Annotated in this window: 12 protein-coding genes; 11 read left to right on the forward strand and 1 reads right to left on the reverse strand. The window is 54.1% G+C overall.

Translation table 11 applies throughout. From position 1 onward, the window contains the following. Window positions 1–103 precede the first annotated feature (103 nt). Window positions 104–826, forward strand: coding sequence for an orotidine-5'-phosphate decarboxylase (gene pyrF / locus P8T57_RS09700; protein ID WP_341365305.1), 723 nt, complete (start codon window positions 104–106; stop codon window positions 824–826). Window positions 827–1060: 234 nt separating this feature from the next. Continuing rightward, window positions 1061–2269, forward strand: a complete 1209-nt coding sequence (locus P8T57_RS09705; protein WP_341365306.1) for an MFS transporter — start codon at window positions 1061–1063, stop codon at window positions 2267–2269. A gap of 80 nt (window positions 2270–2349) precedes the next feature. Here P8T57_RS09705 and P8T57_RS09710 read toward each other — a convergent pair whose 3' ends face one another. Then, a complete protein-coding gene (locus P8T57_RS09710; RefSeq protein ID WP_063092087.1) occupies window positions 2350–3153 on the reverse strand; it encodes a TSUP family transporter in 804 nt (267 codons plus the stop codon). Between the two features lie 195 nt (window positions 3154–3348). Between P8T57_RS09710 and mutM the strand changes: the two genes are divergently transcribed. The 9 genes from mutM (at window position 3349) to P8T57_RS09755 (ending at window position 16924) form a co-directional block, all read left to right on the forward strand. Next, window positions 3349–4188 carry a bifunctional DNA-formamidopyrimidine glycosylase/DNA-(apurinic or apyrimidinic site) lyase gene (gene mutM / locus P8T57_RS09715; protein WP_341365307.1) on the forward strand — a complete coding sequence of 280 codons (840 nt, stop codon included), beginning with the start codon at window positions 3349–3351 and terminating at the stop codon, window positions 4186–4188. A 167-nt stretch (window positions 4189–4355) separates the two neighbouring features. Then, window positions 4356–5132, forward strand: a complete 777-nt coding sequence (locus P8T57_RS09720) for an enoyl-CoA hydratase (RefSeq protein ID WP_341365308.1) — start codon at window positions 4356–4358, stop codon at window positions 5130–5132. A 176-nt stretch (window positions 5133–5308) separates the two neighbouring features. Beyond that, the gene (gene rpsT, locus P8T57_RS09725) at window positions 5309–5569 is read left to right on the forward strand and encodes a 30S ribosomal protein S20 (protein WP_007088335.1); all 261 of its coding nucleotides are present in this window, start codon (window positions 5309–5311) and stop codon (window positions 5567–5569) included. A 392-nt stretch (window positions 5570–5961) separates the two neighbouring features. Continuing rightward, window positions 5962–7530: a chromosomal replication initiator protein DnaA gene (gene dnaA, locus P8T57_RS09730; RefSeq protein ID WP_341365309.1), complete on the forward strand. Its 1569-nt coding sequence runs from the start codon at window positions 5962–5964 to the stop codon at window positions 7528–7530. Window positions 7531–7839: 309 nt separating this feature from the next. Next, window positions 7840–8958: a DNA polymerase III subunit beta gene (dnaN, locus tag P8T57_RS09735; protein WP_007088333.1), complete on the forward strand. Its 1119-nt coding sequence runs from the start codon at window positions 7840–7842 to the stop codon at window positions 8956–8958. A 64-nt stretch (window positions 8959–9022) separates the two neighbouring features. Further along, the gene (gene recF / locus P8T57_RS09740; RefSeq protein ID WP_007088332.1) at window positions 9023–10183 is read left to right on the forward strand and encodes a DNA replication/repair protein RecF; all 1161 of its coding nucleotides are present in this window, start codon (window positions 9023–9025) and stop codon (window positions 10181–10183) included. A gap of 19 nt (window positions 10184–10202) precedes the next feature. Next, window positions 10203–12662 (forward strand): DNA topoisomerase (ATP-hydrolyzing) subunit B, encoded by a 2460-nt coding sequence (gene gyrB / locus P8T57_RS09745; protein WP_341365310.1) that lies wholly within the window; start codon window positions 10203–10205, stop codon window positions 12660–12662. Window positions 12663–12799: 137 nt separating this feature from the next. Continuing rightward, window positions 12800–14719 carry a transglycosylase domain-containing protein gene (locus P8T57_RS09750; protein ID WP_341365311.1) on the forward strand — a complete coding sequence of 640 codons (1920 nt, stop codon included), beginning with the start codon at window positions 12800–12802 and terminating at the stop codon, window positions 14717–14719. Between the two features lie 327 nt (window positions 14720–15046). Beyond that, the gene (locus P8T57_RS09755) at window positions 15047–16924 is read left to right on the forward strand and encodes a PBP1A family penicillin-binding protein (RefSeq protein WP_341365312.1); all 1878 of its coding nucleotides are present in this window, start codon (window positions 15047–15049) and stop codon (window positions 16922–16924) included. Window positions 16925–17140 lie beyond the last annotated feature (216 nt).

Consider the following 17140-nt stretch of genomic DNA (forward strand, 5'->3'; position numbering starts at 1 on the left):
GTGCCTAATTCGGGTTGGTATTTCGGTTAAAATCGGCTAAGTCATGCCCGGTCCGCCGCAACTTCGTGGGCCAATCATGAAATTCCAGCCCGCCGGAGGACCCATGACCCAAGCTATAGCCCCCCAAGACCGTATTTTTTGCGCCATCGACACCACTGATCTTGCACATGCAGTTGGTCTGGCTTCTCGTTTGTGCGGAGTGATTGGTGGGGCGAAGCTTGGCAAGGAGTTCTTTGCGGCCCACGGCCCGCAGGGCGTGCGTGAAGTTGCAAAAGCCGGGCTGCCGATTTTTCTGGATGTCAAATATCACGACATTCCCAATACCGTTGCTGGTGCCGTGCGTGCGGTAACGCCGCTTGGCCTCAGGATCGTGAATGTTCATGCCACGGGCGGCCTTGAGATGATGAAACGTGCTGGTGAAGCCGCACGTGAAGCCGCCGACAAAGCAGGTGTTAACGTGCCGTGGGTTATCGCGGTAACGATCCTGACCAGTCTGGATCAGGCTGACCTCGATGATGTTGGTCTGAGGGGACCGATCAGTGATCGTGTTGTCAAACTTGCCGAATTGACCCAGAAGGCCGGTCTGGACGGGGTTGTTTGTTCCGCACAGGAAATTACAGCGGCACGTGCGGCATGTGGACCTGATTTCAAATTGATCACACCGGGCATTCGGCCAACCTGGGCAAGTACCGATGATCAGAAACGCATTGTCACGCCGCACGATGCCATGGCGATGGGAACGGATGTGATGGTGATTGGTAGACCGATTACCAAAGCTGATGACCCGGTTGTGGCCGCAAAACGCATTGTTGCAGAACTCTCCTGATCCGATTTATCCATTTTGTAATTCACGCAGGTCCGGTGTTCAACCGGGCCTGTTTCAGTTGTGACGTAACCGCATAGTTTTTATGCCAATTTCGCGATGGTGGAATTTGTGCGCTGCACGCAGAATTGAATCGTTTCAAGCTTTCGGCTGATTAAAGCGCTTCGCAAACACGTCCGAAACTTGTCGCCCGACATTATCCCGCATTGGTGCGATGCACCCCTGGACATCCTGATCATGATAACTGCTGCTGCCCGTAATGGTTTCTTTGGAAACCTTCCGATCCTTGCTCTTGCGCTCGCATCCTTCGGGATCGGCACGACCGAATTTGTTATCATGGGATTGTTGCCGGATGTGGCGACAGATCTTGGTGTAAGTATTCCCGATGCCGGGTTGCTGGTTACCGGTTATGCGTTGGGTGTTACGTTTGGCGCGCCGTTTCTGGCGATTGCGACGTCAAAAATGGATCGTCGTCATGCCTTGCTGATGCTGATGGCAATTTTCATTTTCGGCAATTTCCTGTGTGCGATGGCACCGGACTACTGGCTTTTGATGGCGGCCCGTGTTGTGACCGCATTCTGCCATGGGGCATTCTTTGGTCTGGGGGCTGTTGTTGCGGCAAATCTTGTTGCGCCACATAAACGGGTACAGGCCATTGCCTTGATGTTTTCCGGTCTGACATTGGCGAATGTTCTTGGTGTCCCGTTTGGCACGGCACTTGGTCAGGAACTTGGTTGGCGTTCGACTTTCTGGGCGGTTGTCGGGATCGGGGTTTTTGCGGCTGTGGCACTTTATTTCTGTTTGCCGCGTAAAATCGCCGCATCGGGCGGTAGCTTGATTGCCGAAGCCCGGGCTCTGGCGAAAACCCAGGTTATCTTTGCCATGGCGATCAGTGTTCTGGCTTCTGCCAGCATGTTCAGCGTGTTTACCTATATCACCCCGATGTTGCAGAACATCACCGGCATTTCGGCACGGCAGGTGACCTATGTTCTGTTGCTGTTCGGTGCCGGTTTGACGATAGGCAACTATATCGGTGGCCGTCTGGGGGATTGGCGCCTGATGCCCGCGATCATTGCGACGTTTGTTCTCCTGATTGCGATACTGGTCGTATTTGCTGAAACCATCACCAATGTGATCCCTGCTGTGGTAACGGTTTTTGTCTGGGGGGTGGTTTCCTTTGCACTGGTTTCGCCGCTTCAGATGCGGGTGGTTAACGAAGCCACGGAGGCACCCAATCTTGCATCGACCCTTAATCAGGGGGCCTTCAATCTTGGTAATGCTTCTGGTGCCTGGTTTGGCGGTATCGCGATTACACAGGGCGTTTCCTATCAGGATATCCCATGGCTTGGTGCCGGGATTGCGGTGATTGCCTTAGTGTTTGCAGTCTGGAGCCACCTGATTGATCGCCGGGACGAGGCCTTTATCGAAACCGCAGCCAGCGCCTGACGGATTTCTGAACCAAATACAAAGCCCGCCGGAAACCATTCGGCGGGCTTTGTCGCATCGTAAATAAGCTATGTAGAACCTTATCCGGTCCAAACCTGCATCTGATCCCAATACTGGCTGATGGTGCTGCCGTACTGGTCGATGATCAGTTTGATCGAAATCGCGATAGAGGTGACAACCAGAAGCGGGCGTACGAGCCTTGCACCGACCTTCATCACCATATGCGATCCGATCTGGGCGCCGATCAAAGAGCCGACGGCCATAACCGCTCCGATGATCCAGACGACTTCGCCACCGGCAATGAACATGACCAGTGACGCGAAATTTGATGTGAAGTTCAGGACCTTGGTATGAGCAGTTGCCTTTGTCATGTTGAAGCCAAGCAAGGCGACAAAAGCGATGGAAAAGAATGATCCGGTACCCGGTCCGAAAAAGCCGTCGTAAAAGCCGATGCCAAATCCAGCCGTAAAGGCAAATACGGACTTGCTGATGATCTGATGGGCGTCAATGTCACCAACGCGCGGCGAGAAAAGGAAATAAAGCGCAATCAGGATCAACAGGGCCGGAAGGATTTTAAGCAGGATGCTGGCATCAAGCATCTGTACCAGCACGGTGCCAAGTGCTGATCCGGCAAATGTCAGGACAATCGCCAGTACCATATCGCGCGGATCAACATAACCCTTACGGATAAAGTTGATTGAAGATGTCAGGCTGCCAAAGCTGCCCTGCAGCTTGTTGGTTGCCAAAGCCTGTGCCGGGGTAATGCCCGCCCAGAGCAGGGCCGGGATGGTAATCAATCCACCGCCGCCGGCTATTGAATCAACCATGCCGGCGAAGGCTGCGACAGCAAAAAGTATCAGTAAAAGATCAACGCCAAATTCCATTGACTGAAATCCTGTGGATGGCACGTAAGGTGGGGCAGACGGGCCGGGTGGCAATAAACGGCGCAATCATATGTACTTGGCGGTCATCGTCCATTGTTACTTTGTAATGGCGACAATGTTGTTTGGTGTGCTGGCTTGCCAATCACCGGGCCGGGTTCTAGATATGTTTGACCCATTCATTTTGCGAGTTTTCCAATGCCTGAATTGCCTGAAGTCGAAACGGTGACACGCGGTCTGACGCCGGTGATGGAAGGTTTCGTGGTTGATCACGTTGTGCAACGCCGTCCAAACCTGCGTTTTCCATTTCCGGAAAATTTTGTGGAGCGCATGGCGGGGCGCCGGATCAATCAGCTGACCCGTCGGGCAAAATATATCCTGGGCTATCTGGATGACGGGCAGGTTCTGTTGGTCCATCTTGGAATGTCGGGCCGGATGACGATTTTTGATGATCCCTTGGTGCGGGTTCCGGCCCCTGCAAAGCACGATCACGTCGATTTTGTCATGCAGAGTGGCGCGGTTGTCCGGTTTGCCGATCCGCGGCGGTTCGGGGTTATCACCCTGATTGCTGCGGACGAGGTTAACACCCACAAGATGCTTGCCGATATTGGGCCGGAACCATTGGGCAACAGTTTTAATGCGACCGTTCTGGCGGCGGGAATAGCCAAACGCGCAAGTCCGATCAAAACGGTGCTGCTTGATCAGCGATTGGTTGCGGGACTTGGTAATATATATGTATGCGAAGCATTGTTCAGATCGGGCATCGCGCCGGACCGTTTGGCCAAGGATTTGAAACCGGACGAGATTGAACGTCTTTATCGTGAAATCCGGTTGGTTCTTGAGGACGCGATTGCCGCCGGAGGATCGAGCCTGAAAGATCATCGTCAGGCCAATGGCGAGCTTGGCTATTTTCAGCACAGCTTCCGCGTCTATGGCCGAGAGGGTGAGGGTTGCTTTGCCGATGGTTGCGGCAGCACCGTCGGGCGAATCGTTCAGTCAGGGCGATCAACCTTCTTCTGCCCGACATGTCAGAAATAAATCCCTGACCCGCATGTGAACCGGGAAACCGACCTGGTTATCATTTGATTCTGCCGGTTTGGTTGCGGCCAGCAAATAAAATCGGTAAAACAGTATCAAAATATGGTTTCGATCGAATCGGCCTGCTTTTGAATATGGGCGCGATTCTCCGACAAAGGATTAGCAGAATGTCATACGAGAACATCATTGCCGAGGTTAAGGGTAATGTCGGTCTGATTACCCTTAACCGCCCGCAGGCGCTGAACGCACTTTGTGCGGCACTGATTACCGATATCGGTGAAGCGCTTGATCAGTTCGAAAATGATGAAAACATTCGCGCCATCGTCATTACCGGATCGGAACGGGCCTTTGCCGCCGGGGCCGACATTAAGGAAATGGCCGATTACAATTACATGGATGTTTATAAGAACGACTTCATTACCAAGGGCTGGACGCGGGTGGCAAGCTGCCGCAAGCCGGTTATTGCCGCCGTAGCGGGCTTTGCGCTTGGCGGCGGTTGTGAGCTTGCGATGATGTGCGACATCATTCTTGCGGCTGACACCGCAAAGTTTGGCCAGCCCGAAATCACCATCGGAACCATCCCCGGCGCGGGTGGGACACAACGCCTTACTCGCGCCATTGGCAAATCCAAGGCAATGGAAATGTGTCTTACCGGTCGGATGATGGATGCAGAGGAAGCTGAACGTTCGGGGCTCGTTGCGCGAGTCGTCCCGGCCGACTCGCTTTTGGAAGAAGCCATGAAACTGGCCGATAAAATCGCTTCTTTCTCTGGTCCTGTTTCGATGAAGGTCAAAGAAAGTGTCAGCAAGTCCTATGAAATGACCCTGACCGAAGGGCTGATGTTTGAACGTCGCGAATTCCATTCGACCTTTGCCCTTGATGACCGTGCAGAAGGCATGAAAGCCTTTTCTGAAAAGAGAAAACCGGACTTCAAGCATCGTTGAATCTGATGGCTTATTGCCCCGGTACCGGCGATGTATTGCTGCCCGGTAGCAGTCAAGAGTCGTAAACCGCGGAAATTCACCGGGATTGAAGGTATCGGGGGTTGACGAGGGTTTCCGACGGAGCTATAAGCCGCGCTCCGAATTACGTAACATTTGTTTTAAGAGACAGGTTCGCAATGGCTCACCATAAATCGGCCAAGAAGCGCATTCGCCGCAACGCCGCACGTGCAGAAGTTAATGGTGCACGCATCGGTCGCATTCGTACCTTCGTTAAGAAGGTCGAGGCTGCGCTGAACGTTGGCGACAAAGATGCTGCTCTGGCTGCGCTGAAAATTGCAGAGCCGGAAATGGCGCGTGGCGCGCAGCTCGGCGTTCTGCATAAGAACACCGTCGCTCGCAAGGTCTCGCGTCTGACCGCTCGCGTCAAAGCGCTCTAATTTATCCCTTACGGGATGGCGAGTCGAAGGCCGTGCTTGTAGCACGGCCTTTTCGCTGCCCGGATTTCGTCGAATCACCTTTTGTTCCTTGGTTGCGGCATCGCAAAAAACCGCACAAACAAAGGACTGTTTTGGTGCCGAAATCCTTTTAACGTTCTGTTAAAGATCGCCTTGCCTGATGTGGATCGCATCAGTACAGTGTTTTGACTTCGCTGGCCGCGCAACGCGGCGAAAGACGAAGAACCAAAAAACAAAAGGCGCGAGTACGCTTCCAAGACTTGGTGGAAGACAGGCGTGTTGATCATGATCGTGATCAACGCGGGCGAGTACTTTTTTGTCTTTCGCGTTTTGTTTGGTAGTGAAGATTGATTAAGCGGGGAAAGGTTCTAACAGTGCAGCACGCCGTTAGGGGAACGCAATCGGCACTCGGGGAGTCCAACGGGGGGATTCCGGGTGACCAGCAGGCGGCACTAGACGATCACGCGAAAGCGACATGGCAGGTTGTCCGCGAAAAGCTTCGTTCGGAGTTTGGCGCGACTGCCTATCGCTATTGGCTTGATCCCGTCGCATTGATCGCCGTCGAAGCGGGGGTCGCACGTCTTGGTGCGCCAACGCGTGCGATGCGTGACTGGGTAACCCAGCACTATCTGGATCGTATTCAGTCCTTCTGGCATTCCGAGGATGAGAATATCCATTTTGTCGAGATTGTTGTTGTCCAACCGGCAAATGGAAACGGACAAAAAAACGCATCTTCTTCCGCAACTTCTAATTCAGTGGCCCAGTCTGCCAATAGCAGTGCACGCGGACGCATCTCTGACGATGTCGCACGACTGGATAAGGCTGCGAACGAGGTGACTGGTGCCGTGTCCTATGCGGGCAATGCAAAAGGGCTGGTGTCGGGTGGTCGCAAGGCAATTGGCACCATGTCCGACGACGGCATATCGGCGGCTCTTGATCCGCGATATACTTTCGACAATTTCGTGATCGGAAAGCCGAACGAATTCGCCTATGCGGCAGCACGCCGTTTGGCAGAGGCCGAATCGGTGCCATTCAACCCGCTGTTCCTTTACGGCGGCGTTGGCCTTGGTAAAACCCACCTGATGCACGCGATTGCATGGCATATTCGCCGCACGCAGCCGCACCGCACGGTGATTTACCTGTCTGCCGAAAAATTCATGTACCGCTTCATCCGGGCCCTGCGTGACAAGAACACCGTCGATTTCAAGGATCAGTTCCGGTCCGTCGATGTTCTGATGGTTGATGACGTTCAGTTCATTTCGGGCAAGGACTCGACCCAGGAAGAATTCTTCCACACCTTCAATGCGCTGGTGGATCAGGGGCGTCAGATCATCGTGTCTGCTGACAAGTCGCCATCCGATCTGGAAGATATCGAAGAACGCCTGCGTTCGCGTCTTGGCTCGGGCCTTGTTGCCGATATTCATGCTACGACCTATGAGCTGCGTCTGGGTATTCTCGAATCGAAGGCAGAGCGTCAGAACATAGAGCTGCCACAGCGTGTGATGGAGTTTCTGGCTCACAAGATCACCGCGAACGTGCGCGAGCTTGAAGGTGCGCTTAACCGCGTGATCGCCCATGCGCAGCTGGTCGGTCGTGAAATCAGTCTCGAGATGGTTCAGGACGTGCTGCACGATGTCCTGCGCGCATCCGAACGCCGGGTTTCAATTGAAGAAATTCAGAAAAAAGTTGCCGAGCATTTCAACATCAAGGTGTCGGACATGCATTCCGCCCGTCGCGCCCGGGCAGTTGCCCGTCCGCGTCAGGTTGCGATGTATCTGTCCAAACAATTGACGACGCATTCCCTACCGGAAATCGGTCGTAAATTTGGCGGTCGTGACCATACGACCGTCATGCATGCAGTTCGCAAGATCGAAGAGTTGCATGTGAGTGATCCGTCGCTGTCGGAAGACATCGACCTGTTGCGTCGTATGCTTGAAGGCTGATCGCAGTTTGAAAATACTCTACGGGTCACGGTCCAGGGGCGGTGACCCGTTCTGATTCCTGTCGGATATTTACGGTAATCGACGGGCTGAAAATCAGGCATCGCGCGGGGTTCCGCCTTTTGCGTGCATTGGGTGGAAAAATATACAACGACTCGTTTTGTTTGCTTGGGTTTAAGCCTTAAAAATCCTTCGATTTCCCAGCATGCATGTTATAATGCGTCTGCCTTGCCCGAAAGGGTGGAGCAAAAGCGACAAAACCGATTATAAATCAATTTGTTAAACCAATACTGACAGACGGATAGGACGGGCATGAAGCTGACCATTGAACGCGCGGCTCTGTTGAAATCTTTGACCCATGTTCAAAGTGTGGTCGAACGGCGCAATACCATTCCGATTCTGTCCAATATTTTGCTGCGGGCGGAGAATGACCAGCTTTCTCTGACGGCAACGGACATGGATCTTGAGGTGATTGAAACCACCACTGCAGAAGTCAGTGAAGCCGGTGCAACCACAACCCCCGCCCATACCCTTTACGAGATTGTCCGCAAGTTGCCGGAAGGCTCGCAGGTGCAAATCGCGCTTGAGCCAGGTGCAGGGCGTCTTACCCTGTCGGCGGGTCGTTCGAAATTCAATCTGGCGGTTCTTCCGGTTGATGACTTCCCGGTCATGTCTGGTGGTGAGCTTCCGGTCAGCTTCGGCCTTGCCGCGGCGGAACTTCGCGGTCTGATTGATCGTGCCGAATTTGCGATTTCGACCGAAGAAACCCGTTATTACCTGAACGGTATCTATTTTCATGCGACAGACGCCGAAGGAACCAAGATCCTGCGTGCGGTTGCAACCGATGGCCATCGGTTGGCGCGCGTCGAAGCACCGCTTCCCGATGGGGCGGAAAACATGCCGGGCGTCATTGTGCCGCGCAAAACCGTTGGCGAATTGCGCAAGCTGATCGAGGAAACCGGCGAAGCGGTCGATATCGCATTGTCCGATACCAAAATTCGCTTTGGTTTCGGAAAGGCGGTTCTGACCTCCAAACTGATCGATGGTACGTTCCCGGATTACGAGCGTGTCATTCCGTCTGGCAATGACAAGACCCTTGATATCGAATGCAAGGCTTTTGCAGACGCTGTTGACCGCGTTTCCGCCATTTCGATCGAAAAATCGCGTGCGGTCAAAGTCGTCATGTCGGGTAATACCCTGACCCTTTCCGCGTCGAGCCCGGAACACGGAACCGCATCCGAGGAACTCGAAATCAATTATGATGCTGATGACATCGAAATCGGTTTCAATTCGCGTTATTTGCTCGATATCGCCAAGCAGGTGAAGGGTGACACCCTGAACCTTCTGATGTCGGACGGATCATCGCCGACCATTCTGCGCGATACCGATGATCTGTCGGCATTGTATGTTCTGATGCCGATGCGCGTCTGACGGTTAGCGCACTTTTGCTGTGGCTGTTCTTGCCCATAATCTTCCACACCAAGACGGTACGTCGATGACGAACCGTCTTGCCGTTTCCCGTATACAGCTTGGTGACTTTCGGTGTTACGAAAGCCTGCGCCTGTCGCTTGACGGGGCTCCGGTGGTTTTGACCGGTCCGAACGGGGCCGGGAAAACCAATCTGCTTGAAGCGTTATCGCTTCTTTCGCCGGGAAGCGGGTTAAGGCGAGCCAAGCTGGGCGAGATATCGCGCAGGGTGCCGGGCGAAGACGAGGGTAGCGTAAGGGCCTGGGCCGTTTCAGCGCACCTGACCACACCGGATGGTGAATATCAGGTTGGATCAGGCCTTGATCCTGCGGCTCTTGCGCAGGGGCGCGAAAAACGCGCCGTGCGTATTGATGGTGAAAGCCAGCGTGGGCAGGCATCACTGGGCAGGGTTTGTGCCGCGGTCTGGCTGACACCTCAAATGGATCGTCTGTTTCTGGACGGCCCATCGGCCCGTCGCCGTTTTCTGGATCGTCTGGTTTATGGCCTTGATCCCGAACATAGCAGCCGGGTCGCCGCGTATGAACATAGTTTGCGCAGTCGTGCCAAGCTTTTGAAAGAAGGCAAAGGTGACGACAGGTGGCTGGCCTCGATCGAGGATTCGATGGTGCGTCATGGTATTGCCGTTGCGGTTGCGCGGGCTGAATTGCTGGCAAAGCTTGGCCGTGCCGGGACTATGGTTGTTGGGCCTTTTCCGGCGGCAAGACTTGCACTTGCAGGGGATCTTGAAAACTGGCTGGAGCAGTTGCCAGCGATCGAGGTTGAAGACAGGATGCGGGCGGCATTGCGCGATGGACGGTCACGCGATGCTACCTATGGCGGGGCTTCCGTCGGACCACAACGCAGTGATTTGCTGGTGTGGCATGATGCCAAGAACCAGTCGGCAGATCAGTGTTCGACGGGCGAACAAAAGGCCCTGCTGCTATCGATGATTATGGCCAATACCCGCTTGCAGAGCAAAGCACGCGGAGCTGGTCCGTTGCTGTTGCTTGACGAGGTTGTGGCGCATCTGGATGCAGAGCGTCGCCGCTACCTGTTTGATGAAATCGTGGCGCTTGGCGTCCAGGCCTGGATGACAGGCACGGACCGGGCGCTGTTTGAAGGTTTGGACGGACGTGCGCAATTCTTCCGCGTGGAAGATGCCACACTGACCGCTGAAACCACTCCGTGAATGCCGAGGTTGTGACGCTATGACCAACGAAACAGAAGCTCCGAAAACCGCCGAACAGCAGGCGCAGGATTACGGTGCAGAATCGATCAAGGTTCTTAAGGGCCTTGAAGCGGTGCGTAAACGCCCGGGCATGTATATCGGCGATACCGATGACGGCAGTGGCTTGCACCACATGATCTACGAAGTCGTCGATAACGCGATTGACGAGGCACTGGGCGGGTATTGCGATACTGTCTGGGTGCAGTTGAACGGTGATGGGTCGGCAACGATCCGCGATAACGGCCGTGGCATCCCGACCGATCTGCACAAGGAAGAAGGCGTTTCTGCAGCCGAGGTCATCATGACCCAGCTGCATGCCGGTGGTAAGTTTGACCAGAACTCCTATAAGGTTTCTGGCGGTCTGCATGGCGTGGGTGTGTCGGTTGTGAACGCCCTGTCGACTTTGCTGAAACTGCGCATCTGGCGTAATGGCAAGGAGCATTACATGGAATTCTCCGGTGGCGATGCGATCAAGCCGCTGGAAATTGTTGGTGATGCGCCGATGACGGCAGAGGGCAAGCCGCTGACCGGGACCGAAGTTACCTTCTATCCCGATGCCGAAATCTTCACGATGACCGAGTTCAACTTGCCGACGCTTGAACATCGTCTGCGCGAACTGGCTTTCCTGAACTCTGGCGTGATCCTGACGCTGCGTGATGAACGCCATGGCGAGCCGGTTGAAACCAAGCTGCATTACGAAGGTGGCATTCGTGCTTTTGTCGAATATCTCGATCGTAACAAGACACCGCAGATTGAGGAGCCAATCGCCATTGTGGGTGAAAAAGACGGTATTACCGTTGAAGTTTCCCTGCAGTGGAATGACAGCTATCACGAAACCACGCTGTGCTTTACCAACAACATTCCGCAGCGTGATGGCGGAACCCACATGGCCGGTTTCCGTGCGGCTCTGACCCGTCAGATCAACTCCTATGCGCAGGAAAGCGGAATTGTGAAAAAGGAAAAGGTCAGTCTTTCGGGGGATGATGCCCGGGAAGGCCTGACCTGTGTGATTTCGGTCAAGGTACCGGATCCGAAATTCTCATCCCAGACCAAGGATAAACTGGTTTCATCCGAAGTCCGTCCGGTCGTCGAGAACATCGTGAACGACAGGCTTCAGCAATGGCTGGAAGAACATCCGCAGGATGCACGCAAAATCGTCACCAAGGTTGTCGAAGCCGCGTCGGCCCGCGAAGCGGCGCGCAAGGCACGTGAACTGACCCGTCGTAAAGGTGCGCTTGATATCTCATCCCTGCCGGGCAAGCTTGCCGATTGTCAGGAACGTGATGCGTCCAAAGCCGAACTGTTCATCGTGGAGGGTGATTCCGCAGGTGGATCGGCCAAACAGGGCCGTGAACGTGGCTTCCAGGCAATCCTGCCATTGCGTGGTAAAATCCTGAACGTTGAGCGCGCGCGTTTCGATAAAATGCTTTCAAGTCAGGAAATCGGTACGCTGATTACCGCCCTTGGCACCGGGATTGGCCGCGATGATTTCAATATTGAAAAAACGCGCTACCACAAAATCATCATCATGACTGACGCCGACGTCGATGGTGCGCATATCCGAACCCTGCTTCTGACCTTCTTCTATCGTCAGATGCCTGAATTGGTTGAACGGGGATATCTCTATATCGCACAACCACCGCTTTATCGCGCCAAGCGAGGTAACTCGGTCCAGTACCTCAAAGATGACCGCGAGATGGAACAGTACCTGACCGCACAAGGGACCGAAGATGCGTTGCTGACGCTCAATGGCGGCGTGCAGGTTGCTGGTTCGGATCTGGTGCGGATTGTGGAACTGGCGCGCAAGGCCAAGGGACTGCTGGAGCCGCTTTCACTGAAATTGCCGATTTCGATTCTCGAACAGGCCGTGCTGGCGGGTGCCCTGAACCCGGCATTGCTTGACGATGATGCCAAACGTCAGGAAGCGGCGAATACGCTTGCTGGTCGGCTTGATCTTCTGTCCGAAGATTTTGATCGCGGCTGGAAGGGCGAAGCATCGCAGGATGAGATCGTCATGTGGCGTATACTGCGTGGGGTTGAAGAACGTCATGTTATTGATGGTAATATTTTGCGTTCTGCCGAAAGCCGTGCGATTGCCGGGTTGCTCGTTGAACTTCGCGAATTGTTCGAAAATGGCGCTGAATTCGGTGCCAAGGACAAGATCTGGAAAATCAATGGTCCGGTCGATCTTGTCAACGCGGTAATGGAATATGGTCGTCGCGGAATTTCGATCCAGCGCTATAAAGGTCTGGGCGAAATGAACCCCGATCAGCTTTGGGAAACCACCCTTGATCCGAATGTCCGTTCGCTCCTTCAGGTGCGTGTTGATCACGCGGACGAGGCAGAGGAAGTCTTCTCGACCCTGATGGGGGATGTCGTTGAGCCGCGTCGTGACTTCATCCAGTCCAATGCGCTCAAAGTTGCCAATCTCGACGTTTGATCGGTTCGGAAGTCGCAGAAATATGCAGGGCAGTCCATTGGGCTGCCCTGTTTGCGTTTGGGAGAAGTACTTTCTTAATAGCTTGTCGGTTTACTGTACGTTGGCATAGTAAACTTGTGGGAAAAGCGGAACCGGGCGTGGCAGAAGAAGAACGGGACGAACCGCAACGCGGTGGTGCAAATGCCGCGCAGGCGGCAATGCAGGAAATTGCAGAGCGTGAACTGCGTATCATCAGGCGCCGGCGTCGTCGTCGGCGCACGCTGCTGATCGGCTTTTTCTCGTTAATCGGGTTCGCTGCCGTGATGGCGATTGTACTGACAATTCAGTCCAATCTTGATTTCAGCCGCAACATGATCAGAAGCCCCGAAGTCCGTATCATGGGCTTTGATGGTGCAACGCTTGAAATTGTTCAGGGGCGATACAGCCAGGACGTATCCCTTACCACCATTCCGGAACGCATACAGAATGTGTTCGTCGCAGGAACCGATCCCGGATTTTATGGCCACTTCGGGGTATCGACCAGCGACTTTGTGCGTGTCTTTTCAAGCAACGATATTCCTGGTTCGACCATCACGATGCGGGTTGCACGAAGCTTCTTTAAAACCCCGGAAGTCAGTGCAGGTCGCCACTTGCAGGAACTTCTGGTTGCGCTATGGCTTGAGTTTAAATTCAACAAGAAAACCATTCTGCGCAGCTATCTTGAACGCAGCTATATGGGGCGCGGGATATTCGGGATCACTGCGGCATCGCGTATCTGGTACGGCAGTCCGGCCGAACGGATAACGCTGCATCAGGCCGCCGTTCTTGCGGCTGCGATGAATGACCCGAAAAAATTTGATCCGCTATATCATCCCCGTGACGCAGCGAATGCGGCCAACGAAATCCTTCTGAATATGGGGCGGTATAAATATATCGAACTTGATCGTGTATCCGCCCTTACACTGGTCGAGCCAAAGCTGGATGTTCAGTACAGGGATGGCGTGGTTTCAAGCTATGTTGTCGATATGGTGATGGATGAGGTCGCTTCTCGGATCGGTTATACAAGCCGCGATATCGAAGTCACCACCAGCATTGATTTGACCATTCAGCGTCTGGCGCAGGACGTCGTGCGCGAGGTTTCCAATCTTCGCCTGAAGCCCAAGGGCGTTGAGCAGGCGGCCTTGTTGTCCATGAGCCCGGATGGTCGTATTCGTGCGATTGTTGGCGGTGCCAGTTACAGCCCGTTTCGTCCCAACCGGGCATTGGATGTTCGCCATTTCCCGGGCCGGATGATCAAAATCGTTCCCTATTACTATGCGATGAATGAAAACAGTGATCCTGCCCAATGGGTGCGTGACAACCGTATGGCAGTGGGCGGCTGGCGACCGGTAAATCCGGATCACGAATATCGCGGACAGATTTCACTGCGCGAAGCCTTTGTGCGTGATGTCAATACTGTGCCGGTCAATCTGGCCGATCAGTTTGGTTTGCTCAAGGTCAAGGAATACGCCCAGGCCATCGGGGTCAAAAGCCCGCTTTCGAACGATATCCGGACGGTAGTGGGTCTTGATCCGGTGACCTTGGCCGATATCGCATCCATTCACGCCCTACCGCAAAATTCAGGTAAACCGGTACAGCTTAGTCTGGTCAACAGGGTGGCTTTTGCCGGAACCGGCGAATTGGTTTACCAGCGCGTCGAGCAAACGGTCCAAAAGCGCCTGACAGACGAAGCCATTCAGGGTGCCTATACGCTATTTTCCAGCGTCACAGACCCACAGCTTCGTCTGGACCGACCGTTTGCCGGGTATGGCACACAGGATAGCGGTGCGTCCGATGCTTGGTTTACCGGCTTTACGTCCGACCTGATTACGGTTGTCTGGGCGGGGAATGACGATAATAGCCGAATTCCGCAAATCCGCGGCGATGTAGAGCTTGCGTCTCTTTGGCGGTTATTTATGCTAGATGCACATGACGGTTTACCAATTCGTTCGATGATTCGAGCCGCATCACAACGACGCCGTGAAAGTGATGGCGTAGCAGATATGTGGAAAAACGATTTGTCGAATGAAAAGCAGTAAGATCGTCGAATGAGCAGGGGATTGGGGTCTTCTGCCGATGTTGGGGCATAACCTGTAAATTTCAGTCGAAATGGCTGAGTGGCGCGGTTTGGCACCTGTCGTCCGCAAATCTGGCAGATACGTTGACAGATCGGGCGTTCACGGGCACAAACCGGCGTCCCTATTTGATATCAAAGGTGCTTCGTGGCCCAAAGACCATTCAAACGACAGCAGACCGTGCGCAAGGGGGCAACGACGCCGCGTAAACGCAACAAGAAGCGCGTTAGCAGCGGAAGTAGTACCAGCAGCAAGAAAAACGGGTCGGGCATTTTAAGCAAAATCGGTGGGATGATCCCAGGGCCCGAGGCGATTGCACGTTTTATTGTTATTATGGGCATTTGGGCGCTGGTTATTGCTGGCGGAGTGGTTGCCTATTACGGTTACGGACTGCCTGAAAAGGTAAGCTTCGAGGTTGCCAGCGAACGTAAGCCTTCCATCCGCGTGGTCAGCGTTGATGGCGTGGTACTCGGTTCTTACGGTGATCGTTATGGTAGCCCGGTAGAGGTCGGAGATCTGCCGGACCATGTCGGACAGGCGTTTGTTTCCATCGAAGATCGCCGGTTTTACGATCACTTTGGTATCGATATTCTGGGGATTCTGCGTGCCAGCTGGGTCAATCTGATGTCAGGGCGTATTGCCGAGGGCGGCAGCACGATCACCCAGCAACTTGCAAAGAATCTGTTCCTGTCACCGGAACGCAATTTCGGGCGTAAAATCGAAGAAGTCCTGCTGGCGCTTTGGCTGGAATTCAAATTTTCCAAGCAACAGATTCTGTCGCTTTATCTGAACCGTATTTATTTCGGATCGGGGATGTATGGCATTGATGCCGCGTCCCGGCACTATTTCGGAACCGACCCTCGGCGCCTTAATCTTTACGAGGCGGCAGTTCTGGCTGGATTGCCAAAGGCGCCAAGTCGTTACAACCCGCTGGTTGATCCGGAAGATTCCGCAAAACGTGCCAATATTGTTCTCGATGCCATGGCATCAAATGGCGTGATTACTGGCGCGCGTGCCGAGCGCGCCAAACAACGGACTGTCCGTACCACTCGACAGGGAAAAAGCGGGCCCGGTGTCCGGTATTTTACCGATTGGGTGCTTGATCGTGTCCGTGATTACATCGGTTACGTTGATCAGGATTTGACGATCAACACCACACTTGATTCCCGTCTTCAGGAAATTGCCGAACTCAATCTTGAACGTGCTTTGGCAAGCCTCGTCGCGCAGCAAAAGCGTGTAGGCCAGGCATCCCTTCTGGCGATGACCCCGGATGGGGCCGTTCGCGCAATGGTTGGGGGGCGCAACTATTTCGAAAGCCAGTATAACCGTGTGACACAGGCACGGCGCCAGCCCGGTTCCGTGTTCAAACTGTTTGTGTATCTGGCAGCCTTGGATAAGGGGATCGGGTCGAACGACTGGATGCGCGACATGGCAATATCCGTTAACGGATGGGAACCGCGAAACTTTGATCGCAAACACCACGGCACCATGTCGATCCGCGATGCGGTGGCAACATCGAATAATTCAATCGCGGTTCAGGTCGCCATGGAAGTCGGGTTGGATAATGTGATCAAAAAGGCTCACGATATGGGTGTTTCTGCCGAACTCGGGCGGGAACCCAGTCTGGCACTGGGCACCAGCGAGGTTTCGATGCTTGAGCTGACCGGTGCCTATGCCATCGTCGCCAATGGCGGATTTTCGGTGTTTCCGCATGCGATCCGTAAAATTGTCGGTCAGGGCGGCGAAGTTCTATATGAGCGCAATGACGAATTCCCTGTCCGTCTGATGAACCCGCTGCACGCGGGGGAAATGAACAATATGCTGTCATCTGTTGTTGCCAAGGGCACGGGACGCAATGCGATCATTGATCGCCCTGCTGCGGGCAAGACGGGCACAACATCGGATTCCCGTGATGCGTGGTTCATTGGCTATACCGCTGAACTGGTTGCAGGGGTCTGGATGGGGAATGATAACGGCAGTCCGATGGATGATGTGTCCGGGGGGGACCTTCCAGCCAAGCTTTGGCATGATTTCATGCTGCATGCTCATCAGAACCTGCCTGTTCGCTCGCTTGGCAAGGCCGCGCTTGCGCGGTCGCAAAAGGTGGGCGAAGACGGCAGTTGGCGTGACTTTACTTCTGGCTTTACAACCGGCAACAAAAAGCAGTAACCGGCTTTGACACAAGTACCGCAAAGGTGCTTCAGGGGCGGTGCGGATGCATCGCCCCTTTTCGTTTCGGCCAAGAAAAAATGGCCGGTATCCGTTACGGAAAACCGGCCATCAAGTTTGCAGTTTGCATGGCTTCATCGGGGGAGTCCGACGAAGCCGAGGGAGGTCTCACCTGTCGAATATCGCGATGTGATCAAGGGTCAGGGGTGCAATCTT

Source organism: Thalassospira sp. SN3W (assembly GCF_038070535.1).
Lineage (GTDB): Bacteria > Pseudomonadota > Alphaproteobacteria > Rhodospirillales > Thalassospiraceae > Thalassospira > Thalassospira xiamenensis.

Coding starts and splice junctions, on each gene's coding strand:
- P8T57_RS09705 (WP_341365306.1), top strand. CDS start 1,061: ATGATAACTGCTGCTGCCCGTAATGGTTTCTTTGGAAACCTTCCGATC.
- P8T57_RS09710 (WP_063092087.1), bottom strand. CDS start 3,153: ATGGAATTTGGCGTTGATCTTTTACTGATACTTTTTGCTGTCGCAGCC.
- pyrF (WP_341365305.1), top strand. CDS start 104: ATGACCCAAGCTATAGCCCCCCAAGACCGTATTTTTTGCGCCATCGAC.
- P8T57_RS09755 (WP_341365312.1), top strand. CDS start 15,047: ATGATCCCAGGGCCCGAGGCGATTGCACGTTTTATTGTTATTATGGGC.
- dnaN (WP_007088333.1), top strand. CDS start 7,840: ATGAAGCTGACCATTGAACGCGCGGCTCTGTTGAAATCTTTGACCCAT.
- rpsT (WP_007088335.1), top strand. CDS start 5,309: ATGGCTCACCATAAATCGGCCAAGAAGCGCATTCGCCGCAACGCCGCA.
- P8T57_RS09720 (WP_341365308.1), top strand. CDS start 4,356: ATGTCATACGAGAACATCATTGCCGAGGTTAAGGGTAATGTCGGTCTG.
- recF (WP_007088332.1), top strand. CDS start 9,023: ATGACGAACCGTCTTGCCGTTTCCCGTATACAGCTTGGTGACTTTCGG.
- mutM (WP_341365307.1), top strand. CDS start 3,349: ATGCCTGAATTGCCTGAAGTCGAAACGGTGACACGCGGTCTGACGCCG.
- gyrB (WP_341365310.1), top strand. CDS start 10,203: ATGACCAACGAAACAGAAGCTCCGAAAACCGCCGAACAGCAGGCGCAG.